This window comes from Acinetobacter sp. IK31 (genome assembly GCF_035615195.1).
GTDB lineage: Bacteria > Pseudomonadota > Gammaproteobacteria > Pseudomonadales > Moraxellaceae > Acinetobacter > Acinetobacter calcoaceticus_C.
Map to the genome: position 1 here is coordinate 294,990 of NZ_JANBOB010000002.1, position 25,822 is coordinate 320,811.

The 25,822-nt window shown below is 37.3% G+C and carries 27 protein-coding genes; 15 read left to right on the plus strand and 12 right to left on the minus strand.

What is annotated here, in order from left to right:
* Positions 1–7 precede the first annotated feature (7 nt).
* On the plus strand, positions 8–667 hold the full coding sequence (locus tag MSG66_RS02260; RefSeq protein ID WP_151744045.1) for an SOS response-associated peptidase family protein: 660 nt from the start codon (positions 8–10) through the stop codon (positions 665–667).
* Positions 668–725: 58 nt separating this feature from the next.
* Here the strand turns inward: MSG66_RS02260 and MSG66_RS02265 are convergent, their stop codons facing one another.
* Positions 726–1,094, minus strand: coding sequence for a hypothetical protein (locus MSG66_RS02265; protein ID WP_003651529.1), 369 nt, complete (start codon positions 1,092–1,094; stop codon positions 726–728).
* 306 nt (positions 1,095–1,400) lie between these two features.
* On the opposite strand from MSG66_RS02265, the gene MSG66_RS02270 reads away from it, so the two are divergent.
* Both MSG66_RS02270 and MSG66_RS02275 read left to right on the plus strand, forming a co-directional pair.
* Complete coding sequence (locus MSG66_RS02270; protein ID WP_262471760.1) at positions 1,401–2,258, plus strand: 3'(2'),5'-bisphosphate nucleotidase CysQ family protein; 858 nt, start codon at positions 1,401–1,403, stop codon at positions 2,256–2,258.
* 57 nt (positions 2,259–2,315) lie between these two features.
* Positions 2,316–3,050 (plus strand): histidine phosphatase family protein, encoded by a 735-nt coding sequence (locus MSG66_RS02275; protein WP_004642661.1) that lies wholly within the window; start codon positions 2,316–2,318, stop codon positions 3,048–3,050.
* Positions 3,051–3,107: 57 nt separating this feature from the next.
* On the opposite strand, the gene rpsT is transcribed toward MSG66_RS02275, so the two are convergent.
* Positions 3,108–3,374: a 30S ribosomal protein S20 gene (gene rpsT, locus MSG66_RS02280; RefSeq protein ID WP_003651535.1), complete on the minus strand. Its 267-nt coding sequence runs from the start codon at positions 3,372–3,374 to the stop codon at positions 3,108–3,110.
* A gap of 212 nt (positions 3,375–3,586) precedes the next feature.
* On the opposite strand from rpsT, the gene MSG66_RS02285 reads away from it, so the two are divergent.
* The 8 genes from MSG66_RS02285 (at position 3,587) to MSG66_RS02320 (ending at position 12,824) form a co-directional block, all read left to right on the plus strand.
* Complete coding sequence (locus MSG66_RS02285) at positions 3,587–4,252, plus strand: nucleoside-diphosphate sugar epimerase (RefSeq protein WP_324651937.1); 666 nt, start codon at positions 3,587–3,589, stop codon at positions 4,250–4,252.
* Positions 4,253–4,264: 12 nt separating this feature from the next.
* Complete coding sequence (gene rraA, locus MSG66_RS02290) at positions 4,265–4,771, plus strand: ribonuclease E activity regulator RraA (protein WP_324651939.1); 507 nt, start codon at positions 4,265–4,267, stop codon at positions 4,769–4,771.
* A gap of 21 nt (positions 4,772–4,792) precedes the next feature.
* Complete coding sequence (locus tag MSG66_RS02295) at positions 4,793–5,575, plus strand: glutathione S-transferase N-terminal domain-containing protein (protein ID WP_324651941.1); 783 nt, start codon at positions 4,793–4,795, stop codon at positions 5,573–5,575.
* 130 nt (positions 5,576–5,705) lie between these two features.
* Complete coding sequence (locus tag MSG66_RS02300; protein ID WP_133973810.1) at positions 5,706–6,638, plus strand: Dyp-type peroxidase; 933 nt, start codon at positions 5,706–5,708, stop codon at positions 6,636–6,638.
* An 80-nt stretch (positions 6,639–6,718) separates the two neighbouring features.
* Positions 6,719–7,075, plus strand: a complete 357-nt coding sequence (locus MSG66_RS02305) for a hypothetical protein (protein ID WP_042896486.1) — start codon at positions 6,719–6,721, stop codon at positions 7,073–7,075.
* Positions 7,076–7,209: 134 nt separating this feature from the next.
* Entirely contained in the window at positions 7,210–10,671 is a 3,462-nt protein-coding gene (gene mfd, locus MSG66_RS02310; protein WP_324651944.1) for a transcription-repair coupling factor, read from the plus strand.
* Between the two features lie 201 nt (positions 10,672–10,872).
* Positions 10,873–11,307: an HIT domain-containing protein gene (locus MSG66_RS02315; protein ID WP_042896483.1), complete on the plus strand. Its 435-nt coding sequence runs from the start codon at positions 10,873–10,875 to the stop codon at positions 11,305–11,307.
* A 56-nt stretch (positions 11,308–11,363) separates the two neighbouring features.
* Positions 11,364–12,824 (plus strand): adenylate/guanylate cyclase domain-containing protein, encoded by a 1,461-nt coding sequence (locus tag MSG66_RS02320; RefSeq protein ID WP_324651946.1) that lies wholly within the window; start codon positions 11,364–11,366, stop codon positions 12,822–12,824.
* A gap of 56 nt (positions 12,825–12,880) precedes the next feature.
* Here the strand turns inward: MSG66_RS02320 and fdx are convergent, their stop codons facing one another.
* From fdx to MSG66_RS02360, 8 genes are all read right to left on the minus strand, one after another.
* The gene (gene fdx, locus MSG66_RS02325; RefSeq protein WP_004792653.1) at positions 12,881–13,219 is read right to left on the minus strand and encodes an ISC system 2Fe-2S type ferredoxin; all 339 of its coding nucleotides are present in this window, start codon (positions 13,217–13,219) and stop codon (positions 12,881–12,883) included.
* A gap of 17 nt (positions 13,220–13,236) precedes the next feature.
* On the minus strand, positions 13,237–15,096 hold the full coding sequence (gene hscA / locus MSG66_RS02330) for a Fe-S protein assembly chaperone HscA (RefSeq protein WP_324651950.1): 1,860 nt from the start codon (positions 15,094–15,096) through the stop codon (positions 13,237–13,239).
* 38 nt (positions 15,097–15,134) lie between these two features.
* Positions 15,135–15,653, minus strand: coding sequence for a Fe-S protein assembly co-chaperone HscB (gene hscB, locus MSG66_RS02335; RefSeq protein WP_042896480.1), 519 nt, complete (start codon positions 15,651–15,653; stop codon positions 15,135–15,137).
* An 84-nt stretch (positions 15,654–15,737) separates the two neighbouring features.
* Positions 15,738–16,058, minus strand: a complete 321-nt coding sequence (gene iscA / locus MSG66_RS02340; RefSeq protein WP_003651558.1) for an iron-sulfur cluster assembly protein IscA — start codon at positions 16,056–16,058, stop codon at positions 15,738–15,740.
* A gap of 30 nt (positions 16,059–16,088) precedes the next feature.
* Positions 16,089–16,475, minus strand: a complete 387-nt coding sequence (iscU, locus tag MSG66_RS02345; protein ID WP_003651560.1) for a Fe-S cluster assembly scaffold IscU — start codon at positions 16,473–16,475, stop codon at positions 16,089–16,091.
* A 67-nt stretch (positions 16,476–16,542) separates the two neighbouring features.
* Positions 16,543–17,760 carry an IscS subfamily cysteine desulfurase gene (locus tag MSG66_RS02350; protein ID WP_262471767.1) on the minus strand — a complete coding sequence of 406 codons (1,218 nt, stop codon included), beginning with the start codon at positions 17,758–17,760 and terminating at the stop codon, positions 16,543–16,545.
* 1 nt (position 17,761) lies between these two features.
* Complete coding sequence (locus MSG66_RS02355) at positions 17,762–18,235, minus strand: Rrf2 family transcriptional regulator (RefSeq protein ID WP_003651563.1); 474 nt, start codon at positions 18,233–18,235, stop codon at positions 17,762–17,764.
* A gap of 109 nt (positions 18,236–18,344) precedes the next feature.
* Positions 18,345–18,992 carry a hypothetical protein gene (locus tag MSG66_RS02360; protein WP_042896476.1) on the minus strand — a complete coding sequence of 216 codons (648 nt, stop codon included), beginning with the start codon at positions 18,990–18,992 and terminating at the stop codon, positions 18,345–18,347.
* A 208-nt stretch (positions 18,993–19,200) separates the two neighbouring features.
* On the opposite strand from MSG66_RS02360, the gene MSG66_RS02365 reads away from it, so the two are divergent.
* The 3 genes from MSG66_RS02365 (at position 19,201) to MSG66_RS02375 (ending at position 22,095) form a co-directional block, all read left to right on the plus strand.
* On the plus strand, positions 19,201–19,656 hold the full coding sequence (locus MSG66_RS02365) for a phasin family protein (protein WP_133973796.1): 456 nt from the start codon (positions 19,201–19,203) through the stop codon (positions 19,654–19,656).
* Positions 19,657–19,825: 169 nt separating this feature from the next.
* The gene (locus MSG66_RS02370; protein WP_001043034.1) at positions 19,826–20,098 is read left to right on the plus strand and encodes an HU family DNA-binding protein; all 273 of its coding nucleotides are present in this window, start codon (positions 19,826–19,828) and stop codon (positions 20,096–20,098) included.
* Between the two features lie 131 nt (positions 20,099–20,229).
* On the plus strand, positions 20,230–22,095 hold the full coding sequence (locus MSG66_RS02375; protein WP_324651957.1) for a SurA N-terminal domain-containing protein: 1,866 nt from the start codon (positions 20,230–20,232) through the stop codon (positions 22,093–22,095).
* A 48-nt stretch (positions 22,096–22,143) separates the two neighbouring features.
* Here the strand turns inward: MSG66_RS02375 and MSG66_RS02380 are convergent, their stop codons facing one another.
* Positions 22,144–23,088 carry an AraC family transcriptional regulator gene (locus MSG66_RS02380; protein ID WP_420714242.1) on the minus strand — a complete coding sequence of 315 codons (945 nt, stop codon included), beginning with the start codon at positions 23,086–23,088 and terminating at the stop codon, positions 22,144–22,146.
* A gap of 189 nt (positions 23,089–23,277) precedes the next feature.
* Here MSG66_RS02380 and MSG66_RS02385 point away from each other — a divergent pair, with 189 nt between their 5' ends.
* Positions 23,278–24,501 (plus strand): alkane 1-monooxygenase, encoded by a 1,224-nt coding sequence (locus MSG66_RS02385; protein ID WP_324651961.1) that lies wholly within the window; start codon positions 23,278–23,280, stop codon positions 24,499–24,501.
* 108 nt (positions 24,502–24,609) lie between these two features.
* On the opposite strand, the gene MSG66_RS02390 is transcribed toward MSG66_RS02385, so the two are convergent.
* Complete coding sequence (locus MSG66_RS02390) at positions 24,610–25,815, minus strand: acyl-CoA dehydrogenase family protein (protein WP_324651963.1); 1,206 nt, start codon at positions 25,813–25,815, stop codon at positions 24,610–24,612.
* Between the last annotated feature and the right edge of the window lie 7 nt (positions 25,816–25,822).

Sequence of the window (25,822 nt, forward strand, 5' to 3'; positions counted from 1 at the left end):
TCTTGCTATGTGCGCTAACTTTAAACCTTTAACTCTTGCCCAATTGCAGCAACTTCAGTTGCCTGTAGTCGGCTTTAGCTATGCCGATGAGGTTTACCCTGCTGGAACAATGCCGCTACTATTCAAATCTCCACAGGGTCTTGAGTGGCGTGAAGTGATGTTTGGGTTGGTTCCAAAATGGGCCGAAGATACAAATATAGCAAAACATACTTACAATGCCCGTCATGAAACGATTTTCCAAAAACCGAGTTTTCAAGAAGCTGCACTTAAATGTAAGTTCGGTGTGATTCCGGTGACTGAGTTTTATGAAAGTAAATATATAAATGATAAACCTGAGCGGTGGGGAGTACGCCGTAAAGATGGACAGGCTTTTTTTATTGCAGCAATCTATGAAATTTGCAAAATAAATGAAACGATTATTCGCTCTGCAAGCATGTTGACCATGGATGCCATAGACCACCCAATGATGAAAGATTTTCACGAGCCTGGCGATGTAAAAAGATCAGTGATTGTGATTCCACATGACCGATTAGAAGAGTGGTTGAGTTTGGAATCACCCGATATTTCAAGCTTTATCGAAGGTTTTCCAGTTGAAGAGTTTGAATGCTCACATGTACCAAAAGAAAAAATTATAAAACCTACACCACAGTTAAGCATGTTTGACTAATCTATCTAAAATAAGATGAGGTTATTGATATCAAATCTGAATCAATAACCTATATTGCTTATTCAATAGTTTTACTTAATGTTTGCACTTCTGAATCTTGAGCTAGATAGCTCAACTCAATTGGTGAAATCACAAAAGTGGTATTGTCTGATGTCTGTTTAAATACAAAGCCATACTCAAAAGACTGGCTATTTTTACTTGGTAACCAGAATAGATAAGGACATCCTGTGTAACTGCCATCCCAACCCATTTCTCTTGCTAAAGCTAAAGCTGTATCTGATTTTGCAATGATTTCTTTGAGAGACTCTTTATCTCTTGTTGAAACACCACCATCATCATCTGCAAATGTTTGTAGGAACTCATTTAAGGGAGTGAGTTCTTCCCAGTTATGTTCTATTGTCGAGAAATGATATCCATATAGCATCATGTACGCTTTCTTCCATCTTGTTATTGTGTGATTGAACATAACAAGAAATATATGAAAAGGAAATGGATAAATCTGATTTAAGTTGTTTATTTTTCATCACTTATAGATTGTTTTTTGTACGGACTGGAGGCTTTTTTATTTTTAAAAAACATCATCATTATTCATATTAACTACATAGTGTGTACTAAAAGCAGCGATTACCTAATGATTAAGATAAATGACTATTTTAGTAAATCAAACTGTTGGCGAATACTGAATCGTTCATAATTCACCTATAATAGAAATGAAACTATGTAGAGCATATTTATGTTTATAACAACTACACGCCCACAAGATACTTTGATTAATCAGCTTCTTCCAATTTTGGAGCAAGCGAGCCAAATTTTATTACAAGAATATCAAAATTATTCTGCGGGTTATGAGTTCACTATTCACGAAAAACAAGATGATTCACCTGTAACTCAAGCAGATTTAAAAGTGAACCTTTTCTTATTAAAGCACTTGGCAGAGATTACGCCAGACTTGCCGGTTTTGTCTGAAGAAAGTGATTATAGTGCTCGGCATGAGTGGCCTACATGCTGGATGTTAGATCCTCTTGATGGAACTAAAGAATTCATACATGAGCGTGATGAGTTTACAATCAACCTAAGTTTGATTAAGGGTAAAGAAACGATTTTTTCAGTTATTGCTGTGCCATGTGAACAAGTCGTGTACTTGGGATATCTGCAAGATTTACCTTTTAAATATAGTTTCACTCAAAAACAGTGGTATCAATATCAAATAACCTCGTTTTCGCCAGATGAGCCTATTCAAATAGGACTTAGTCATGGCAGTAAAAATCCGAAATATCAAAAATTTATTCAACCTATTGAAGAAAAACATAGCATTATTCGACGAGAAGCGGGCAGTGCCTATAAATTTTGTATGATGTTAGAAGGTGAAATAGATATTTACCCTCGATTCCATCCGACTTCTGAATGGGACACAAGTTCTGGTCAAGGTTTGTTAGAAAGTATAGGCGGTGGCTTACTTACTCTCGATGGAAAACCTTTTGAATATAACCAGAGACACACGGTTTTAAATAAGGGATTTATCGCATTTCGTGATGAGGAAAGCAAAAAAATAGCATTTGAAGCATTAGCCCAATCAGGTGTTATCGATTGAGAGTTATGCCAGACATGTTATAGTGGCAAGGTATTGAAAAAAGATGACAAGATAAAAATGGCACTCGATTTATTGCCTAAAAGTATGTTTGAAGCAATTGATTTATTGCCCGATGCTTCAACTCCTGTGACCTTATTTACGCGCCATTCTCTAAGAGAACTTGTGGATGGGCAAGGTTTAGCTGGATATGATCTGCAACTCACTCCTCAAGGGCGTGAGCTTGCGCAGGCATGGGGTAACTATTTAATCAAAAATACAGATCGTGTTATTCAGCATTGTATTTCAAGTCCCATACAGCGTTGTGTCGATACGGCTGCCCTCATGATTGAAGGGGCTGATGCCGTAAGTCCTGAATTTAATACACATACGATTGAAATTATTGAGCAAGGGCTACTGGTTGAACCTGGAAGCTTTGTACTAGACATACAACAAGCTGCCCCTTATTTTAAAAAGCAAGGTGCTTTAGGTTTTATTAATAGTTTTGTAAATAATGCATTACCTGGTATGAAACACCCAATTACTGGTGTTTTAGATGTACTAGAGCTTATTTATCATACGCATCCTAAAACTCAAGGCGGGCTTAGTTTAGCTGTCAGCCATGACACTATTATTGCTGCAATTGTTGCTGTAATTTCTGGTGAAAATGAAATTAAGAAAGAAGATTGGCCTGAAATGATGGAAGGTCTATTTGTATGGTTTGAAGGCGAAGAATTTCCAAATTGCAAATTAAAATGGATTTGGAGAGGTAAGGCCTATGAGCTAAATGTAGCCAAATTTGGAAAAACGCTATAAGCTCAAAAACGATAGATCATAAAAAAAGCCCTATTGGGCTTTTTTTACATGCTTTAATTAGTTAGCTAACGCTTTAACTTGAGCATTTAAACGGCTCTTATGACGAGCAGCTTTATTTTTGTGGATGATGCCTTTATCAGCCATACGGTCGATTACAGGAACAGCTTTTTGGTAAGCTTCTGTAGCAACAGCATGATCACCACCAGCAATTGCACTTAAAGTACGTTTGATGTATGTACGAACCATAGAACGCAAGCTTGCGTTGTGTTTACGTGCAGTAACGTTTTGACGCGCACGTTTTTTAGCTTGAGCAGAGTTTGCCACTCTTGCACTCCTTGAAAATAAGTTGGTCTGGGCGGGCTGTGGTCAATCCAGTAAACTGGTGTAACCATCACCAGCCCGTAAACAAGTGCCATATTGTGATGAATAGACACCGTGAAGTCAAGCCTTGAGAACGTTTTAAGCTGTTTTAGGGGCTGTTAAAACGGTAAGAAAAGGTTAAATTTAAAACAAAGTTAGATAGGGATGGATAAAAAATGACAGCAAGTAAGAAAAAAGCGATTGTGCTAGGCGCAACAGGGCTAGTCGGGTTAGCGCTTGTAGAAAAGCTCCAGCAGGCTCCAGAATTTGAAGCCATTACCGTAGTGGTTAGAAAAGAATCTCAAGTATTTAATACATATGACAAAGTTAATCAGCTCATCATAGAAGATCTCTTAATGTTGAATGATGAAGATGTGAATGGTCATACCCATGCATTTAGCTGTTTGGGCACAACATTAAAAAATGCGGGCTCAAAGCAAGGTTTCTACGCGGTAGATTATGAAATCAATGCTCATTTTGCAGATTTGGTACAAGATAAACATATTCATCTTTTGTTGGTAAGTGCGCTTGGTGCAAATTCGAATTCACCCATTTTCTATAATAAAGTGAAAGGGCAACTAGAAAATTATATTGAGAGTCTGGGAATTGAAAAATTATCTATTTTTAGACCCTCTTTACTTATTGGTAAGCGCAGTGATGTACGGCTTATAGAGGATTTAGGGCAAAGTCTATTTAAATTTATTGAGAATAAATTGCAGAAACCATTCAAATATAAGCCTGTGACGGCGGAGCAATTGGCTCATACCATGGTCGTAGCGGCGCTAACGCAAATTGAAGCATTCAAACGATATGATAATCTGAGCATACAGAAAACTCGATAAGGGAGAATAGAAGTGTCCACAGTACCGTTTGTAACATGTGATTTATTAGATGATAACCCTGAAAAAGACTTACAAGTTGTAATTCCCTCAATGGATGGAAAGTTCTTTCAAAGTTATGGAGCGCGTAAAACTTTTGGGGGACAGGTTGTAACAGTAAAGTGTTTTGAAGATAACTCGCGTGTAAAAGAGTTATTGGCAACAGATGGTACAGATAAAGTACTCGTTGTAGATGGTGGTGCATCTATGCGTTGTGCGCTTATGGGGGACCTGATTGCGGAATCGGCAGTTAAAAATAACTGGAATGGTGTCGTAATTTATGGTTGTGTACGAGATGTTGATGCTATTGCCACTCTTGATTTAGGAGTGCATGCATTGGCTGCAATTCCGCAAAAAAGTAATCGTAAAGGCATTGGCGAAGTAGATACCACTTTGTATTTTGGTGGTGTCACAATTCAATCAGGCGATTATATTTATGCTGATAATAATGGAATTGTGATTTCAAAAGAAAAATTAGTGTAATCACAGTCTATAAAGGATCGCATGATGGTGAATCATCAAATTAAAGTATTACAAGCAGTTGTATCGGCAATTGCTGAAGGTGGTCGGGGCGTAACAGGTACTGCATTTCCTCAGCAACCTGTAAAAGCTTTGAAGCTATATGAATTTGAAGGTTCGCCATTTTGCCGTCGTGTTCGTGAAGTCATTACACTCTTAAATCTGGATGTCGAAATTTATCCATGCCCTAAAGGTGGGTTGAAGTATCGTTCTATTGTTAAGGAGACTGGCGGTAAATTACAGTTTCCTTTTCTAATTGATGAAAATACTGACGATAAGCTATACGAGTCACAACAAATTATTCATCATTTATTTAAACACTACGGTAAGTCTGGAAAGACACCTCAGAAATTTTCGAGTTACCCTGATGTACCTTATGTTGCATTTGCTGGAACAATACTAAATGGCGCTCGGGGTGTTTGGATAAACAAAAAAATCATTAATAGAGCTGCACCTGAGCAAAAACTTGAGTTATGGAGTTTTGAGGCAAGTCCTTATTCCCGAGTTGTAAGAAGTCTACTCTGTGAGCTAGAGCTTCCTTATATTCTGCATAATGTTGCAAAGGAACGATGGCAAGATCAAGGCCCAGCTATTCTTCGCTTAAAACCGGGTAAATATGTACCTCTAAGAGGTGGAAAACGAGAAAAAATGTTGCCTATTATGCAAGGTAAAATGCAGGTACCTTATTTAGTAGATCCAAATACTGGAGTGAAGATGTTTGAATCTGCTCAAATCGTAAAATATTTAAAGAAGCAATATGGTCGCTGATTAATTAAGATAATTTCTCAGAGTTTAAGATAATTTATTTAAACTCTGAGAAAGATCAGATTTCATAAGAACATGAATATGCTAAATTAATAAGATTAAGTACCCAAATAAGGCATATTTTATGGAATGTATGAGAATTCAACCTGTAACAAGCAGTCCTGGTGAAAATGCACTATTTATCGTATTGGGGCTCACTCAAGGTGATTCTGTAATAGAAAAAGTAAAAGATTTTGCTAGTAATTTTTCAGCATTAACAAGAAGCCTGTCCAATCGTTATCCAGAAAGTAAATTTAATGCTACTTTGGGTTTTAGTTCCAATGCATGGGATATTTTATTTCCAGAGCAAGCGAAACCTCAAGAATTAGAAACATTTAAAGAAATTAAAGGGCCGAAATACACGGCTGTTTCAACACATGGTGATCTATTTTTTCATATCCGTGCTGATCGTCAGGCTCTATGTTATGAGCTGGGTAATATAATCAATCAACAACTGGGTAAAGTGACTTATTCAATTGATGAAGTTCATGGTTTTCGTTATTTTGATGGGCGAGCGATTATTGGCTTTGTAGATGGAACAGAAAATCCAGAACCAGTTATTGCAGCGCAGTGGGCATTAGTAGGCAATGAAGATCCTGATTTTATCGGGGGGAGTTATGCTTTTATCCAGAAATACACACACGACATGGAGAAATGGCGTGGGTTGAGCGATGAAGAGCAAGAAAAGGTAATTGGCCGTAAAAAGTTCAATGATATTGAGCTAGGTGATGATGAAAAGCCTGTAACAGCTCATAATGTCGTAAGTAAAGCACATGATGCAGACGGTAATGAGCTTAAAATTATGCGAGCTAATATGCCTTTTTCAAACCCGTCAAAAAATGAATATGGCACATTTTTTATTGGTTACTCACGTAAATTTAGTACAACCCGACAAATGCTAGAAAACATGTTCTTAGGAAATGAGCATGGTAATCTTGATCGGTTGCTTGACTTTAGTACCGCACAGACTGGTACTTTATTTTTTGTACCTACTGTCGATTTCCTTGATGATTTAGGCGATGAATAGCCGTTAAATTAGAAGGCTTAAATGATGGGAGTAACTAGAACTTCCATTGCTTGAATTGAAAATTAATATGATGTGATAAAATGTTTAAGAAGATAACGCAGCTTTTTCAAGGCTCAAAAGAAACACCAGAACAAACTTACTTGCAAGAGAATCAATTAAAATTTGATTCTGAACGCGGTCCTATCATTAAAGATGTAGTGATTAATGAAAAATGGTCAGAACATCTTGAGTATTTCTCAAACCGTAAATTGCAAAATTTTGATAATCTTCAAAAGTTATTTTTAATTACTCCACAAATTAATGAAAAGATTGATCTGGAAATCGCAACTCAACGTTATGTAGAAAGATTAGGAAATACACAAGAAAAACTGCTTCAGCTTAAAGCGATTATACAAATATTAAATCAATATTACGTTTTGTTTTTGCGTGATAAATAATCATAGTTGATTGATTAAAAAATATAAAAGGTAGAGCTAACTAGTAGTTTGATTTTCAAAAAAATAACTCAATTCACTAAAAACATCATGCTACTATTAGGCTCATATCTTCTTAGCTGATAAAAGCCACATACATGTTTCAACAAGAAATCTCTCAATTGAATTTACAACAGCTCAAAGCCGGTGAAAAGCGTTGGGTAGGGTCGTTATTAGGTTCATCTGCTGCATTATTATTCAAAGAAATTGCTGTTCAGCATTCATCTTTGCTCGTTGTAGTGGCTCGAAATAACCAACATGTTGCTCAATTAGAAAGTGAACTTGAGTTTTATGGCATAAAACCGACAATTTTTCCTGATTGGGAAATCTTGCCATATGATCGCTTGTCACCTCATCAAGATATTGTTTCAGAACGTCTCGCAATTTTATCTAATATGCCTCAGAAGGGTGTATTACTCCTTTCAGCAAGTACTTTAGCTCAAAGAGTTGCACCGTATTCATGGGTTTTGGGTGAACATTTTGATATTCATGTTGGACAAAAATTCGATTTAGAGCAACAGAAGTTACGATTGGTACAAGCTGGTTATCATTTGGTAGATACTGTTTATGATCACGGTGAGTTTGCTGTACGTGGCAGTATTATGGATATTTTTGCGTCAGGACAAGAAGCGCCTATTCGTATTGATCTGTTTGATGATGAAATTGATACATTAAAATTCTTTGATCCAGAAACGCAAAGAACCACAACAACTCTAAAAAGTTTTACAGTTTTACCTGCAAAAGAATTTCCATTAAAAGAAGCCCGTTCAATTTTTAGAGATCGGTATTCTGAACTTTTCCCTACAGCAAACCCCAAGAAAAATCCAATTTATCAAGATGTTTTGGAGGGAATTGCTTCACCGGGAATTGAATTTTATTTACCATTGTTTTTTGATAAATCACAAATGGAAGCACAAAGTACACTTGCAACGTACTTCCCAAAGAATTGCATTGTAATTACAACTAATGATGTAGACACTGATTTAACAAATTTTTGGAAAGAAGTTTTTCGTCGTTATGAAGACAGACGTCATAACGCAGATCAGCCAATTCTTCCTCCTGAAGAATTATTTATTGCTCCGAATCATTTACTCAATGCTTTAAATCAATTTCCGCGTATGCTCGTGAGTGCAGAAGCGGTTGAAGAAAAAGCTGGTGCATTAAACTTTAAGGTAGAGCCGCCACCCAAGTTAGCGGTCGATCCAAAAAAAGAAAAACCATTCGCGGTAGTCAAAAAATATATTGATGAAGCAAATCATCCGGTCTTGTTGGTTGCAGAAAGTGCAGGTCGACGTGAAAGCTTAAGAGATGGTTTACGTGCCAGTTTAGGAGATATTCCTGGCGTAGACAGTTTTGAGCAATTTCAGACCAGTCAATTTGCGATTGCTATTACAAATGCACCGCTAGACCGTGGGTTGCTTTTAACAGACCAATTGTCGGTTATTTCAGAAAATCAGTTATATGAACATCGGGTAGTTCAGCGTCGTCGTAAACGTCAGCAAGAAGTTTCAGAAGAGTTCTTAATTCGCAGTTTGACTGAATTAAGTATAGATGCTCCTGTTGTTCATATTGATCATGGTGTGGGGCGTTATGCAGGATTAGTTACTTTAGCAATTGAAGGGCAAGATTATGAATTCTTGCAACTAAATTATGCTGAAGGGGCAAAAGTTTATGTGCCTGTGACTAATTTACATCTTATTAGTCGTTATAGTGGTGGAGACCCAGATTTAGCTCCACTTCATAAAATTGGAAGTGATGCGTGGAGTAAAGCTAAACGCAAAGCTTTAGAACAAATTCATGATGTTGCAGCCGAATTATTACATATACAAGCACGTCGTCAGTCAAAACCTGGTTTTGGTTTTGAACTTGATCAATCACTTTATATGCAATTTGCCAGTGGATTTGCCTACGAAGAAACCCTTGATCAGGCGAATGCTATTGAAGCAACACTTCACGATATGCAACAAGCTAGACCTATGGATCGACTTGTTTGTGGTGATGTTGGTTTCGGTAAAACTGAAGTAGCAATGCGAGCCGCGTTTGTTGCTGTGCAAAACGGCAAGCAAGTTGCTGTTTTGGTACCTACAACTTTACTTGCACAACAACATTACGAGTCTTTTAAAGATCGTTTTGCTGATTGGCCGGTACGTATAGAAGTCTTGTCACGCTTTGGCTCAAATAAAACCCATACAAAAAATATTGAAGATTTAATTGCTGGTAAAGTCGATATTGTGGTGGGAACTCATAAGCTCTTGCAAGAAAATGTGCAATTTAAAGACTTGGGCCTAATGGTGGTCGACGAAGAACATCGATTTGGTGTGCGTGATAAAGAGCGCATTAAAGCTTTGCGTGCAGATGTAGATATGTTGACGCTTACTGCAACACCCATTCCACGAACTTTAAATATGGCTTTTTCGGGAATGCGTGATTTATCTATCATTGCTACACCGCCAGCTCGTCGTTTAGCGGTTAAAACCTTTGTACAAGAACATACGGAAGCCTCCATTAAAGAAGCCATCTTGCGTGAATTACTACGTGGTGGACAAGTATATTTTTTACACAATGAAGTCGATACGATTGAAAGGGCTGCCGAAAACCTCCGTGTTCTTGTGCCTGAAGCTCGTGTGGCAGTCGCTCATGGACAAATGAGAGAAAGAGAGCTCGAACAAGTCATGCAGCAGTTCTATCACAAAGAATTTAATGTATTGGTATGTTCAACCATTATTGAAACTGGAATCGATGTTCCAAATGCCAACACAATTTTGATTGAAAGGGCTGACAAACTTGGTTTAGCTCAATTACATCAATTACGTGGGCGGGTGGGGCGATCACATCATCAAGCCTATGCTTATTTATTAGTTCCTTCTCTAAAACATTTAAAAGGTGATGCAGAAAAGCGTTTAGATGCAATCCAGCGTGCTTCAACTCTGGGCGCTGGTTTTATGCTAGCTACAGAAGACTTAGAAATTCGAGGTGCTGGTGAGCTTTTAGGTGAGCAACAAAGCGGTTCAATGCAGGCAATTGGATATAGCTTGTATATGGAAATGCTGGAGAAAGCTACTAAGGCAATTCAGCAAGGTAAAACACCGAATTTTGATGCACCGTTATCGCTGACTGCGGAAATTAATTTACATATCCCTGCACTTATCCCTGATGAGTATTTAGGTGATGTGCATCAGCGTTTATTGTTCTATAAACGTATTAGTAATACAGATACGCAAGAAAAACTCGATAACATCCGTATGGAATTAATTGACCGTTTTGGTGTTCCACCACAATCGGTTAAACATCTGTTTAGTGTCCATCAGATTCGCTTGAAAGCTGAACACCTAGGTATCACCAAGATCGATATTAATACTCAAGGTGGCAATATTGAATTCTCACCAGATACTCCTGTTCAAGCGATTAGTATTATTCAACTCATGCAAAAGCATCCGACCTATTATCGTATGGAGGGCGGACAGCGTTTAAAAGTTATGGTTCAGCTAGAGGAACATGAAAAACGTATCCAGTTCATTAACGATTTGTTAGCGAAATTATTAACTGAAATACATGTATAAATGATGTTTTGACGCATTTTTTAATGCATGTAAATTTTATCTAAGTTGATCGCATGGTTTTATGCACGATTTCTCGGATCAGAATAGGAATAAGTGCATAAAATCATTGTTATTTGTAATCAAACCAGACACTAGCAATACTCACATCAAAACTGATGTGATAGTATTAGCCATTATTGTTTATTGTCATTTATAAAAGATATGTTTAGTTTGCATCCACAACTTGCTCAAGATACTTTTTTTGTAGGCGATTTTCCGCTTTCAACATGTCGTTTAATGAATGATATGCAATTCCCGTGGCTGATTTTAATCCCTCGTGTGCCGGGAATCACAGAATTATATGAATTGAGCCAAGCTGATCAAGAACAGTTTTTACGTGAATCTAGTTGGTTGTCTAGCCAGTTAGCTCGAGTATTCCGTGCTGATAAAATGAATGTTGCCGCATTAGGTAACATGGTGCCTCAGTTGCATTTTCATCATGTCGTGCGTTATCAAAATGATGTTGCATGGCCTAAGCCAGTTTGGGGTACACCTGCAGTGCCATACAACAATGATGTACTGGCTCATATGCGTCAAACTCTTATGCTTGCTTTACGTGGTCAGGGTGATATGCCTTTTGATTGGCGCATGGATTAAATCGATGTAATGCCACATTTATATGAATGTGGCTACATTGAGGTGTGGAGGATAGGGTGCAATTAGAGAGGTTTATCGATAGAGAGCCTAAGCAGTTTGCATATTTTCATCGCTTGATGGGATATTCAATTCTGTCCTTAATTTTAGTGATCTATGCTTTTACCTCATCTAATACAAATTATCAGATCTACGTTCCTCCCTTTTTTATATTTTTGCTTTTTATTAGTTCGAAGCTAGAACACTGGCTTCAATACCAATTTGATAAGAAAACTCAAAAAAGTGTCTTTTTTGCAATTGATGCAATTGTTGTAGCGGTTACCTTAGCAGGCCTGCATCTTAATTTGGTGCCTACATTTATTGCAGTATTTGCATTATTTTATTCTGCAATTAATAGCCGTATCTCTTTCGCAGTCATTTGTTTGACTAGCCTGTTAGGCGCGATTATTTTTTATTTAAGTACTTTCTTCCTATTTGGTTTTTATACATATTTTGAACCTACTAGCCAAGAGTTAACTGTAATTACACTCCTTGGTTTGGTTATGTTTATCACCATTGGAAATTACTACCAACATCGTTGGGTTAAAAAAATCAGTCAGCAGCGTCAACATTACTATGATCAAATGACGCGGTATATTGCTTTTGCTAATCAGTTAAGCCGTTATGCGCCACTCCAGTTGTGGCAATCTATTATGCGCGGTGAAGCGGAAGCAAAAATTGAATATAAACGAAAAAAAATGACTGTATTTTTTTCTGATATTCAAGGTTTTACAGAGTTATCAGAAACTTTAATTCCTGATGATTTGGCATTTTTGCTTAATGATTATTTAAGCCATATGACGGAAATTGCCAAGCAGTATGAAGCTACTGTCGATAAATTTATGGGAGATGCCATCCTCATATTTTTTGGTGATCCAAATTCTCAAGGTGTAGAGCAAGATGCCAAAGCTTGTGTAGAAATGGCAATCGCTATGCGTCAACAAATGAAGTTATTGCGCGAACGTTGGAAAAAAATGGGCTATTCAGCTCTACACATCCGTATGGGAATTAGTACCGGTTACTGCCACGTAGGAAATTATGGGGCAACACATCGTATGGCTTACACCATCGTAGGTCGTGATGTGAATTTAGCAGCTCGTTTACAATATGCTGCTGAAATAGATGAAATCTTAATTTCAGATGATACTTATCAATTAATCAAAAGTGATTTTCTTTGTGCTCCCAAAACGCCAATTTACTTAAAAGGTATTCAAGGTGCAGTAAAGACATGGCAGGTGATGGAGAAATACACAGGGAATAAGTCAGATCATCAGCAATGGTTTGACTATGAGTATAAAGGCTTCCATTTAGTACTTAATTTAGAAGAAGTACAAAACTATGAATATCCTGAATTAGTAGAAGTTCTTGAGAAAATGATTCAAAGGCTTAAAGTTCAACAAACTTTAATTAATACTCAAGGTATTGCACGTTTAAGACTTGAAGATGAAGTTAAACCTGTTGAAATTGATCAACAAGATTAGCTTTAAGGTTTAAAACTAAAGTAAAAAAAAGCTGCTTTTAAAGCAGCTTTTCTATTTTAATGACTTTCGGAAGCGTGATTGATTGTATATTTAGGAATCTCAATTTCTAAATCTTCATCAACAATTTTCACTTGGCAGGAAAGGCGTGAGTCAGGTTCAAGACCCCAAGCACGATCTAAAAGATCTGCTTCAACATCATCCATTTCTTCTAGACTATCAAAGCCTTTACGAACAACTACATGACAAGTTGTGCAAGCGCACGACATATCACATGCATGTTCAATTTTGATTCCTCGGTCAAGCAAACTTTGACAAAGATTTGCATTTTGTTCAACTTCAAATTCTGCGCCTTCAGGGCAGAATTGAGCATGAGGAAGTACTTTAATACGGGGCATATTGATCACCTATACCTTTAGTTTGAATTTGACCAATCTTCAAGTTTTGTACCTTTTAAGGCATGGTCAATATGTCGATTCATACGCAGTGCGGCAAAAGCATCACTATGTACTTTAAGTTGTTCTACAGCTTTTTCAATTGCTTGAATATCGTCGCCTTCAAGTTGTGCTTTTAGCAAGTTTTGAGTAGAAGTAAGTGCTTCAAGCTGCTTTTCATCAAGTAAATCGGCATCTACTTTAAGGGCTTGTTCTAAAGCTTCTAGTTCACGCTGAGCTTCAACTTTGGTTTCTTTTAAATGGCGCAGATTTTTATCTTCTTCTGCATGTTGGAAACCTTCAATTAATAAGCGCTCAGTATCAGATTCTGATAAACCGTAAGATGGCTTAATGTCAATTTGAGCCTGTACACCAGAAGTGGCTTCACGAGCAGAAACTGTAAGTAAACCATCGGCATCTACTTGAAAGGTAACTTCAATGCGTGCTTGACCTGCGGTCATTGGTGGAATGCCATGAAGAACAAATCTTCCTAATGAACGGCAATGTTCTACCAAATCTCGTTCACCTTGAACCACATGAATAAGCATGGCAGTTTGGCCATCTTGATAAGTTGTGAATTCTTGACGACGAGCAACTGGAATAGCGGTATTACGTGAAATAAGACGCTCTACTAATCCACCCATGGTTTCTAAGCCAAGTGAAAGAGGAGTGACATCTAAAAGTAATGAGCCGTCTTGACTGTTTCCAATTAATTGGTTAGCAGTAATAGAAGCACCAATTGCAACTACTTCATCAGGATTGATTGTGCAAAGTGGTTCTTGGTTAAATACATTGCGAACTGCTTGCTGAACAGCATACGAACGGGTAGAGCCACCCACTAATACAACATTCTGAATATCTGATAATTCAAGTTTTGCATCACGTAAAACACGTTGGCAAACACTAATTGTTTTATCTAAAGCAATTTGAATAATGCTTTCAAAAGTTGGTCGGTCAAGTGTTAGGGCATTTTCAAGCAGTTTTAACTGAACTGATTCTTGTGTAGATAGTTGTTCTTTTGCTTGACGAGCAGCAACAATGAATACTGCATATGCTTCATCGCTCAGAGTATCAATATTTAACTGCTTTTTAGCCCATTTAACAATGAGACGATCTAAGTCATCACCACCTAAAGCCGTGTGGCCACCTGTAGCTAGTACTTCAAAGACGCCTTGTGAGAAACGCAAGATTGATACGTCGAAAGTACCACCACCTAAATCATAAATTACATAGTTATGATCTGTAGCTAAATTAGTTTCTTGGTCTAAACCATAAGCCACAGCAGCAGCAGTTGGTTCGTTTAATAAACGTAATACATTTAAGCCCGCAAGCTGAGCAGCATCACGCGTTGCTTGTCGCTGAGCTTCATCAAAATAGGCAGGAACGGTAATCACTGCGCCATTTATTGGATTTTGTAAGCTAGCTTCAGCACGGTCTTTTAATTGCTTTAAAATTTCAGCAGAAATTTCAACAGGGGTTTTGCGACCAGCACGTGTTTCAAAAGCTGGCATCTCATTTTCAGAACCCATTAATTCATAGGGATGCTGAAATTTGATATCTGCTTTTGAGCGACCCATAAATCGTTTTACAGAAACAATTGTATTTTTAGGATCGGCAATAAGGAAAGGCTTTGCTTCTTCACCATAGTGAGTTACATCATTTCCATAGTGCACAATAGAAGGAAGGAGTCTTCTTTCTTTTTCGTCATTGAGTACTTTAGGTTTGCCTGATAACACTGTCGCAACTAAAGAATGTGTCGTTCCGAGGTCGATACCAATCGCAATGCGGTGTTGATGTGGGGCACTGGATTGACCTGGTTCAGCAATTTGCAAAAGTGCCATGAGTTAAATCCCTTGAATATAATTTGGAAAAAGCAAAATTAAAAATCGTCGTCTAAATCAAAGTTGTCTTCATCATCCAACATTTGATCTTCTGCTTTTTCAATATCGTTAAGAACGCGCTGAAAGAAACGTAATTTACGTACAGTATCTCGAGCTTCGCCCCAGTCCTCATCTGCATAATCAATTTTAAATTCGCGAACTAGGCTATCCATCCATTGAAACACTTCTTGTTTAAGTGTACTTAAATGCTCTTGTGAAGTTGCTTCATCAAGTTGTTCACGAATTTCTAATGCTGATTGTAAGAACTCAAAATCGCTAATAGATTGATCGAGGTGGTGATCTTGCTTTTTGAGTGACAATAGATAAGCAGCGCGGCTATCTACTTGCGACAAAGTTTTAAAAGCTTGATTGATTTCACTTGATTTGATCAACGCCTGATCTTTATCTTCAGCTTTATCTGGATGATACTGCTGCTGCAAACTCAAGAAACTAGATTTTAAGCTCGCCAAATCGATATCGAGTTCTACGGGTAAATTGAACAACTCAAAATGATTCATTGGAAATGAGGTCCACATTAATTAAATACATTAAAACAGTGCTATAGAAAGACACTGTTTTAATGAGAGATGAAAGGAGAATGCTTAGACAGTGAAAGATTCACCACAGCCACATTCACCTTTTTTGTTAGGATTGTTAAATTCGAACCCTTCATTAAGGCCATTTTTAACGTAGTCCATTTCTAAGCCTTCTAAATACACTGAGCTTTTTGGATCTACAAATACCTTAACGCCAAATTGTTCGAAAACTTGGTCATGTTCATCAATAGAGTCTACAAACTCAAGAACATAGGCCAATCCAGAACAACCAGAAGTTTTCACACCCACGCGAATGCCTTCACCCTTACCTCGATTTTTAAGGTAATTGCTAATATGAGTCGCAGCATTTTCAGTTAAATGAATCATGAAAACTCCAACGTTTACAATGGTAACAAATTACGCTTTAGATTTTTTAGTGCGATAATCTTCAATCGCAGCTTTAATCGCATCTTCAGCTAGTACAGAACAGTGAACTTTTACTGGTGGAAGTGCAAGCTCAGTCGCAATATCAATATTCTTGATGGTTTGAGCTTCATCAAGAGTCTTACCTTTTAACCATTCGGTTACAAGAGAACTTGATGCGATTGCAGAACCACAACCATAAGTTTTAAAACGTGCTTCTTCGATTACACCGTTATCGTTTACTTGGATTTGTAAACGCATCACGTCGCCACACGCAGGTGCACCGACCATACCTGTACCAACATTTTCAGAGTTTTTATCTAAAACACCAACATTACGTGGATTTTCGTAATGATCAATTACCTTTTCGCTATAAGCCATGTCGCTTCTCCAAACCTCGGGGTCAGCCTAATATTAATATGAGGGTAAAAACACTAATTTCAATGAATTAGTGTTCTGCCCATTCAACCGTAGAAAGATCGATACCTTCTTTATACATATCCCAAAGCGGAGAAAGTTCACGTAATTTCTCAACAGCGGCTTTGGTAATTGTAAGCACATGATCAATGTCTTCTTCAGTTGTGTATGTACCAAAACTAAAGCGGATCGAGCTGTGTGCTAGCTCATCAGATAAACCTAATGCGCGAAGAACATAAGAAGGCTCTAAAGTTGCAGAAGTACAAGCAGAACCACTTGATACAGCAGCATCTTTAAGTGCCATCATTAAAGATTCACCTTCAACAAAGTTAAAGCTGACATTTAAATAGTTAGCAACGTTTTGAGTTGGATGGCCGTTTAAGAAAACCTGTTCAAGGCCTTGTAAACCATTCCAAAGTTTGTCACGTAGTTTACGAATGCGTTCTTGCTCTGCGTGCATTCTTTTGCCAGCAATTTCAAAAGCTTCACCCATACCAACAATTTGGTGAGTTGCTAAAGTACCAGAACGCATACCACGTTCATGACCACCACCATGGATTTGTGCTTTTAAACGAACACGTGGGCTACGACGTACATATAATGCACCGATACCTTTTGGACCATAAATTTTATGAGCTGAGAAACTCATAAGATCAATTTTCATGGTAGATAAATCGATTTCAACTTTACCGGCAGCTTGAGCAGCATCTACATGAAAGAAGGTTTTATTGGCACGTGTTAATTCACCAATTGCTGCTACATCTGTAACTGAACCGATTTCGTTGTTTACCATCATAAGAGAAACAAGAACAGTATCAGGACGAAGGGCAGCTTTTACCATTTCAGGGGTAATTAAACCTGTTTGTGGTTCTGGTTCTAAATAAGTAATTTCAAAACCTTGTTCTTCTAATTCACGACAAGGATCTAGAACAGCTTTGTGTTCAATTTTACTTGTAATAATGTGTTTGCCTTTAGAAGCATAGAATTGAGCTACGCCTTTAAGTGCAAGGTTGTCTGATTCGGTAGCACCAGAAGTCCAAACGATTTCACGTGGATCAGCTTTAATTAAATTTGCCACTTGCTCACGTGCATATTCAACTTTTTCTTCTGCCTGCCAGCCATAAGCATGGGAACGAGATGCAGCATTACCAAAGGTACCGTCGAAAGTTAAACACTCCATCATACGTTCTGCAACTTGCGGATCTACTGGAGTGGTTGCTGCGTAATCAAGATAAATTGGACGTTTCATATCAAATACCTGTACCCGATAAAAGAGCTGAATCTGTGCCAGTCACATTTTGGCGCAATGCAACAGTTTGAACGTTGTCTCGGCTAATGAGGTCGGCAAGAGAGATTTTTGCTAAATAGTCGGCAATATGATGAGAGAGTTCTTGCCATAAATCGTGAGTAAGACACATTGCACCATTTTGGCAGTTAGCTTTGTGGTCGCAACGTGTTGCATCAACGGTTTCATTTACGGCTTCAATAATTTCTAACACAGTAATTTCATCAGCGTTTCGAGCCAAATGATAACCACCATTTGCACCACGGACACTAGAAACTAACCCATGACGCTTAAGTTTAGCGAATAACTGCTCTAAGTAAGCAACTGAAATAGATTGACGAGCGGCAATTTCGGCGAGCGTGATCGTTTGCTCAGTTGGCTGCAAAGCTAAATCAAGTAGAGCAGTCACTGCGTAGCGACCGCGAGTTGTAAGGCGCATGATTCGATACACATGTTAAGACTAGATAATAGGATTTTATGAATCCCGACTAAAATAGTCAAGTTTTTTTATTTTTAATTCAAGTGCAGGATCAGGATGGAAAAATAATTTAAGCTATCCACAAATTATATATGAAAAAAACAATAAATATCAGGGTAATTATACCAAAGCCTAAGTTAATGTTGCGTTGACGTTGTTGTAAGCGAGTAATTCGATTTTGATATTGTTTAATTTCCACTTGAAGTGAATTGATTTCTGAACGTTGTTGATCAATTTTTTCAAGCAAAGGGGCAATTCGTTTACGGGAAGCAAGAGTTTCAGCTTCATCATCAGGTGTATTAAACCATTGCTTCCAGTCAGCTAAAAGTTTAGGCAGAGTGAGATGAGAAATTAAGTCAAATAACTCTTTTTTCGTTTCTTCATCACCATCAATACGCATGTTCTTGAGACTACGCTGGTTGGCAAAAGCGAAAATTTTAATCAAATCGATCAGCGTACTATTAATTTCAAGATCAATATGCCGATCAAAAGAGTGGATATCGAATAACAAACCCTTTTCTGTAAATTGAACATAGAAATCAAAAAAAGGAAGGTAGCTATTGATACGAATAGTTGTTTTATTTGAAATAAACTTTTTCGCTTGCAAGCGAAGAACACCATCGTGGGTGAGTATAAATGAAAAGAAAGTTTCTAAAATAATTAGAACAATATTCAGCAACAGACGGGGATGTTTTTGTCTTTGTTGCGTTTCACTCATAAAAGTTTATCCTTACAAATAGTAGTTAACTGAAGAATGGGACATCCTATCCCAAACTTTAATAAATGTCCTGTTAAATATATTTACATGACTTAATTGCTTTGTAGAACAGTTTTGTAAATGGATCAAGTCTTTACTTTGATATTATAGAAATATTTTGTGGTCAAATCAGTCATCATTTCTCTCATCTGACTAGGAGCTTAGATCAATGGATAATGCAAATATAGATACCCCGACAGAAGAGTTAGAAGAAAAAAATAAATTAAAATCAAGAGCTTCAAGGAAATCGGCTTTGGATTTTAGGAAATATACCAAGCAAATTTGGTTAGCAGGACTAGGGGCTTTTTCACGTGCAGAAGAAGAAGGTAACAAGCTATTTGATTCTTTGGTTAAGGTAGGTGAAGAGCTAGAATCTAAAACTGGAGATTTAGCAGATAATACTGTTGGTAAGGTCACAGAAAAAGCAAAAGAATCTGTATCTGAAACGAAAGATAAAGTAGAAAAGATTCTTGATACAAGTGTTAATCATTCTTTAAACCGTATTGGATTGGTGACGCCGAAGGATTTACAACACATCGAACAGCTGCTTGTACAACTGCATATTAAGGTCGATGCTTTAATAGAAGAAAATCAACAGTTGAAAGCAAAATTGAATAAAAAGTAAAAAAATGTTGGGATTTAGCAAATATATAACAGTTTTTTAGCATTTATTTTTGCTAAAAGCCCTGCTCTAGTATTGCGTTTTCCCCTAAAGCATTGCTATAAAGGCGTCATGGCCTTTTAAACTATAGCCTTGGACCTTAAACAAACGATATTAAGAGGATGTTTTATTCATGAATAAATCAGAATTAATCGATGCAATTGCTGAAAAAGGGGGAGTATCTAAGACTGATGCAGGCAAGGCACTCGATGCGACAATTGCGTCAATTACTGAAGCACTTAAAAAAGGTGACACAGTAACTTTAGTTGGTTTTGGTACTTTCAGTGTTAAAGAACGTGCTGCACGCACTGGACGTAACCCTAAAACTGGTGAAGAGCTTCAAATTAAAGCAACAAAAGTACCTAGCTTCAAAGCTGGTAAAGGTCTTAAAGATTCAGTAGCTTAATCTTTTAAGATGATTAAACGCGCCAATATAGGCGCGTTTTTTATTAAATATCTGAATTGACCAATATTGCTCATTCATTGATTGTGGTTTTTCAGTTAAAATTCTCCTCGAAATAAAATATTGGAATACTTATGGAATCGTTTCGTACAGTCATTAAGGGTTGGCTCGGCAAAGTCCTTCTAATTTTGTTTTTGACCCCTTTAGCACTTGTAGGTATTGAAGGATATTTTAATAGGGGAAACAAGGCTGATGTTGCGAAAACAGTAAACGGCCAAGAAATATCTAAAAAAGACCTTGAAACTTTAACTCAGTCTTACAAAGAACAATATTTAGCTGCTGTTAAAGGTGATGAGAGTCTACTTAATTTGCCTGTGATTCAGGCTAAAGCACTCGATATTTTAGTGTCACGTAATTTATTAATTCAACAAGCTGAAAAATTAGGCATTTCATTGAGTGATACTCAAATTGAGCAAATGTTAGCTCAGCAGCCTAGTTTGCAAGAGAATGGACAATTCTCGCAAAAACTCTATGAAAATTATTTACGTTCTATTGGTATGACAAGTCAGGGCTTAATATCTAGCCTTCGTCAAGATCATGCTTTAAAAATGCTAACGTCAACTTTTTCTGATTACTCCTTAGTAAGTAAAGTTGATTTAATGCAAATTGCGAATTTGCAAACTGAGCAACGTACATTACATTTGTCTAGTATTAAATTGGATGGTTATAAAACAGGTTTAACTGCATCTAATCAAGAAGCTACGGATTATTACAACAAACATCAAAATGAGTTTAAACAACAGGTTTCTGTTGATGTGGATTATGTTGTTCTTTCTCCATCAATGATGGCTAAACCAGCTCCTGCAACTGAAGCTGAACTTCAGCAAGCGTATAGCAAGTTCGTTGAAAATCAGAAAAAAGATGCTAAACGAACTGTGAAGCATATTTTAATTACTACAGATGCTCGTGATGATGCAGCAGCTCAAAAACTTGCTAAAGAAGTATATGCGAAAATTCAAGGCGGTCTTACATTTGCACAAGCTGCATCTCAGTTCTCTGAAGATCCAAGTTCGAAAGCAAAAGGTGGTTTAGTTGAAGCATATGCACCAGGTGTTTTCTCTGATGCGTTTGATAAAACTGTAGTGAACTTGAAAAATGGACAAATTTCTCAACCTGTAAAAACCCAATATGGTTATCATATTATTGAGGCAGAAACTCAAGCCAATCAGATCCCTTCATTTGAAGCTGAAAAAGCTCGTTTAGTAGCAGAAGTTGAGAAGAACAAAGTTGCGAATGTTTATTCTGACTCGGTAAATAGCTTAAATGAAACCGTAGTGGGTAATGATTCTTTAGAAGGTATTGTACAAGAAGTTAAAGGTACAAAAGTTGAATCATTAAATGGCGTGACTTTAGCTACACAAAATCCATATTTAAGTGATCCAAACGTTAAAATTAAATTGTTTAATGATGACGTGAAAAATGGTGACCGTAACGCATCGTCTAATATTCAGTTAGCGAATGGTGATACGGTATGGGTTAAAGTACGTGATTATCATGCTGCTGGTGTAAAACCTTTAGCACAAGCGATGAATGAAGCGAAAGCAAAAGTTATCGATGAAAAAGCGCGTAAAGCTGTTCAAGCAAAAATTGCTACAATGTTGGCTGAATTTAAAACTCAACCAGCAGATCAAGTTGTTGCTAAAAATAAAGTGGCATTTGAATCGGCTGGCGTATTTAGTCGTTCGCAAGGTTTAAAGCGTGAAATTGAGCGCGCGGCATTTAGTGCAGCTACACCTAAGCCAGGTATGTGGTCTGTTTCAACAGCGAATTTACCAAATGAGCTGGTTGTTGTTGCAGTTTCAAATGTAAATTCATCTACTGCAAATGCTATTCCTGCTGATCAGTTACAGCAGTTAAAGCAACTTTATCGTCAATCGCGTGGTCAACAAATATTAGAAGATTACAGTCAATATTTAAAATCACATGCGAAAATTAAATAATAATTTGATTCAATAAAAAAAGCGCCTCGGCGCTTTTTTTATTGGTAGTTAATCTAAGTTATGTCCAATATATTGCTGTCTATATTGTTTAGGAGATAAATCAAAAATTCTTTTGAATGCCTGACTAAATGCTGTTTCAGATGAATAGCCGACCTTATTTGATATTTGCTGAATTGATAAATTACTTGTGCGTAAATATTGACTTGCCAAACGAAAACGATAATGCTGCAAATATGTGAGGGGTGGTTCACCAATAATACTATTAAATATGTTTGCAAATTTAGAACGTGACATACAGCATTGTTCAGCTAAAGACTCAACTGTCCATGTGACTTCAGGTTGGCTATGAATAGCAGATAGTGCATTGCTCAGTTCAGGATGTGTTAAGGCACTTAACCAGTTTTGTTGATCTGTCATCTGTTGAATATGATCACGAATGCATTCAATGAGCAGAATACTCACTAAATGATCAATAATTTTGTCATGACCTGGTCTGATTTTTTGAGTTTCGATTGCTAGAAAATAGAGTCCAATTTGTAGCCATTCAGGTGGATTAGTTTGATTTTCATGTTGAATATGCATGATGGACGGCAATGCATTAATGAGCGGCCCAGCCATATGAGTATCGATTTGGCAGCGTAAACATAGCAATAATGTATTATCTGGAGATGAAGTACCAAACTCGATTGCGTCTTGTCTGTGACCGTTAAAAAGCGAAGTGATATCCAGAGAGTCTACCAACTTACTTGCTGTTGATTTTGAGTCAGTCGCATTATGTGCTTTTCCCGAAGGAATTAAAATAATATCACCAGCAGTTGCAGTTATTTTTTCTAAAGCATTAAGTTGTATATATACTGAACCAGTTAAAACAATATACGCAAGTAGAGCAGATTGATCTTGTGTTTTAAAAGCCCATTCTCCTTGCGCTTTTAAATAGATGTATTCAGACTTATTCAGGTGAATATCATCAAAAAATTTACTTAGTGCATCCATATTTAAATGATCAATCATTATTTTAATAAAATTATAGTGAGCTATAAGAATAGATCAACATGTGTTTTTAGGACAAAAAAGTGGAAGAAAATGCCAAAGACTTTAACATAGGTTTTTTGGACGCTTACTACTGTTAACTAAACACTATTTCTTTAACTATATAGACATATAGAAAAAGGAAATATGGCTATGAATGCACCAGTAAATGTTCAGCAAGAACTTATGCCAGTGCGTGCGTCTATGCGTGAAATAGATCGCAAACGCTTTTTATGGATGATTAGTCCTGCTTTACCTGCTATCGGTTTAGGTATTTTAGCAGGTTATCAGTTTGGTCCACGCCCTTTAAAGAAAGTTTTCGCGTTAGGTGGTCCACTTTTATTACATGTTGTGATTCCTGTAATTGACACAATTGTTGGGAAGGATGCTCGAAATCCGACAGATGAAGAAATTAAGCTTTTAGAAAAAGATCCATATTACTCACGTCTTGTGAAGAGTTTTATTCCTCTACAGTATGCTGCAAATGTGTATGCATGTTATTTAACAAGTCGTAAAACGACATCTTTTATTGATAAGATTTTACTTGGTATTTCAATGGGAGCAATCAATGGTATTGCAATTAATACAGCCCATGAGTTAAGTCATAAGCATGATCGTATAGACCATATTTTGTCCCATCTTGCTCTAGTTCCTACAGGTTATAATCATTTCCGTATTGAGCATCCTTACGGTCATCATAAACGTGCAGCTACACCAGAAGATCCAGCTTCATCACGTATGGGTGAAACATTCTATGAATTCTGGCCACGTACAGTTATTGGTTCTTTTAAATCTGCAATAGAAATTGAAAAAAACCGTTTAAAACGTAAAGGTAAAGAATTCTGGTCTTCAGATAATGAATTATTACAAGGCTGGGGAATGACTGCTGCTTTTCATGGTTCTATGGTTGGAATCTTTGGTAAAGGTACAATTCCATATTTAGCGACTCAGGCTTTTTATGGTATTAGTCTTTTCGAAATTATTAACTATATTGAGCACTATGGTTTATTACGTCAGAAAAAAGCTGATGGTAATTATGAGCGCACAATGCCTGAGCATAGCTGGAATAATAATAACGTAGTAACAAACTTATTCCTGTACCAGTTGCAGCGCCATTCGGACCATCATGCTTATCCGACTCGTCCATTCCAAGCATTACGTCATTTTGATGAGGCACCAGAGTTACCAAGCGGTTACGCAAGTATGCTACTACCAGCCTTAATCCCTTCGTTATGGTTTAAAATCATGGATAAACGTGTTTTTGATCACTATAAAGGTGATTTAAACAAAGCGAATATTTCATCAAAGCGTCGTGCAAGAATCTTTAAGAAATTTGGGGTAATTGATAAAGCGCTAGAAAGTACAACTACTGAATAAATAAAAATATTAATTCCTGAAATACGAAGCCCTCTAGTTATTAGACTAGAGGGCTTTTAAGTTTTGATATAAAGAGCTAATAAATTAAGGGAAGAGTTCCCTTAATTATTATTTTAGTTCGCTAGAAGATTTACCCAGTTCTCGGCGAGCAATGATCAATTGCTGAATTTGTTGAGTACCTTCAAAGATATCGAGAATTTTCGAATCACGCGCCCATTTCTCAAGTAACTCGTCTTCGTTATAGCCAACGCTTGCAGCCAGTTCGACACATTTTAAAGTAATTTCGTTACCCACACGGCCAGCTTTGGCTTTAGCAATAGAAGCTTCTTTAGAGTTTGGCTTTTTATTATCTGCCATCCACGTTGCCTTTAACATAAGCAGGCGAGCAGCTTCCCACTCAGCTTCCATACGGTAGATTTGTGCTGCAAGATTAGAGGTGTGTAGATAAGGTGTAGAATAGCCAGGATCGAGTTGATCTTTAAAAATTTCTTTAATCCGTTCTAGAGAAGCTTTAGCACAACCGATTGCCATTGCAGCGACGAGAGGGCGAGTGTTGTCAAAAGTTTCCATCACTCCGGCAAAACCTTTTGCAACATCAACTTCAGCATTTCCTAAAAGGTTTTCAGCAGGTACACGACAATCAATAAAACTAATCACTGCTGTGTCTGAGGCTTTAATTCCTAATTTGTGTTCAAGACGTTCAACCTTCATTCCAGGTGTACCTTTGGGTACTACAAATGATTTAATGGCTGCTCGGCCAACTTTGCGATCCAGTGTTGCCCAGACTACGACAGAGTCTGCACGTTCGCCAGATGTCACAAAAATCTTTTCTCCATTTAAAATATAGTCATTACCATCTTTGGTTGCAGTTGTACGAATAGCAGCAGAATCAGAACCGCAACCTGGCTCGGTAATTGCCATTGCTGCCCATGTTCCTTTGAAACGTTCTAATTGCTCATCATTTGCAACAGCAGCAATGGCTGAGTTCCCAAGACCCTGACGTGGCATACTCAGCAATAAGCCTGTATCGCCATAACACATCTCAATAATCCCAAGAGCGGTAGACATATTGGTTCCGTTACGGATGCCTTCGTTATCTGTATCGCCACGGTTACCAGCGCCCGCAGCTCCAGCATTAATACCTTCGCCACCTTCGTTCATTCCATCGATGAGTGAGGCAAGCATATCGAGTTCTTTAGGATAAGCATGCTCAGCTTTATCATATTTACGAGAAATAGGGCGTAAAACATTGATCGCAACATCACGTGCTTGATCAATCATCATTTTGAATTTTCTAGGATTTTGCAAATTCATTATAGTA

Coding starts and splice junctions, on each gene's coding strand:
- MSG66_RS02275 (WP_004642661.1), top strand. CDS start 2,316: ATGGCACTCGATTTATTGCCTAAAAGTATGTTTGAAGCAATTGATTTA.
- MSG66_RS02300 (WP_133973810.1), top strand. CDS start 5,706: ATGAGAATTCAACCTGTAACAAGCAGTCCTGGTGAAAATGCACTATTT.
- MSG66_RS02375 (WP_324651957.1), top strand. CDS start 20,230: ATGGAATCGTTTCGTACAGTCATTAAGGGTTGGCTCGGCAAAGTCCTT.
- MSG66_RS02365 (WP_133973796.1), top strand. CDS start 19,201: ATGGATAATGCAAATATAGATACCCCGACAGAAGAGTTAGAAGAAAAA.
- MSG66_RS02315 (WP_042896483.1), top strand. CDS start 10,873: ATGTTTAGTTTGCATCCACAACTTGCTCAAGATACTTTTTTTGTAGGC.
- MSG66_RS02270 (WP_262471760.1), top strand. CDS start 1,401: ATGTTTATAACAACTACACGCCCACAAGATACTTTGATTAATCAGCTT.
- MSG66_RS02295 (WP_324651941.1), top strand. CDS start 4,793: ATGATGGTGAATCATCAAATTAAAGTATTACAAGCAGTTGTATCGGCA.
- MSG66_RS02380 (WP_420714242.1), bottom strand. CDS start 23,088: ATGGATGCACTAAGTAAATTTTTTGATGATATTCACCTGAATAAGTCT.
- MSG66_RS02390 (WP_324651963.1), bottom strand. CDS start 25,815: ATGAATTTGCAAAATCCTAGAAAATTCAAAATGATGATTGATCAAGCA.
- MSG66_RS02355 (WP_003651563.1), bottom strand. CDS start 18,235: ATGCGCCTTACAACTCGCGGTCGCTACGCAGTGACTGCTCTACTTGAT.
- MSG66_RS02305 (WP_042896486.1), top strand. CDS start 6,719: ATGTTTAAGAAGATAACGCAGCTTTTTCAAGGCTCAAAAGAAACACCA.
- hscB (WP_042896480.1), bottom strand. CDS start 15,653: ATGAATCATTTTGAGTTGTTCAATTTACCCGTAGAACTCGATATCGAT.
- MSG66_RS02260 (WP_151744045.1), top strand. CDS start 8: ATGTGCGCTAACTTTAAACCTTTAACTCTTGCCCAATTGCAGCAACTT.
- MSG66_RS02265 (WP_003651529.1), bottom strand. CDS start 1,094: ATGATGCTATATGGATATCATTTCTCGACAATAGAACATAACTGGGAA.
- MSG66_RS02360 (WP_042896476.1), bottom strand. CDS start 18,992: ATGAGTGAAACGCAACAAAGACAAAAACATCCCCGTCTGTTGCTGAAT.
- MSG66_RS02285 (WP_324651937.1), top strand. CDS start 3,587: ATGACAGCAAGTAAGAAAAAAGCGATTGTGCTAGGCGCAACAGGGCTA.
- hscA (WP_324651950.1), bottom strand. CDS start 15,096: ATGGCACTTTTGCAAATTGCTGAACCAGGTCAATCCAGTGCCCCACAT.
- MSG66_RS02370 (WP_001043034.1), top strand. CDS start 19,826: ATGAATAAATCAGAATTAATCGATGCAATTGCTGAAAAAGGGGGAGTA.
- mfd (WP_324651944.1), top strand. CDS start 7,210: ATGTTTCAACAAGAAATCTCTCAATTGAATTTACAACAGCTCAAAGCC.
- MSG66_RS02350 (WP_262471767.1), bottom strand. CDS start 17,760: ATGAAACGTCCAATTTATCTTGATTACGCAGCAACCACTCCAGTAGAT.
- MSG66_RS02385 (WP_324651961.1), top strand. CDS start 23,278: ATGAATGCACCAGTAAATGTTCAGCAAGAACTTATGCCAGTGCGTGCG.
- iscA (WP_003651558.1), bottom strand. CDS start 16,058: ATGATTCATTTAACTGAAAATGCTGCGACTCATATTAGCAATTACCTT.
- iscU (WP_003651560.1), bottom strand. CDS start 16,475: ATGGCTTATAGCGAAAAGGTAATTGATCATTACGAAAATCCACGTAAT.
- fdx (WP_004792653.1), bottom strand. CDS start 13,219: ATGCCCCGTATTAAAGTACTTCCTCATGCTCAATTCTGCCCTGAAGGC.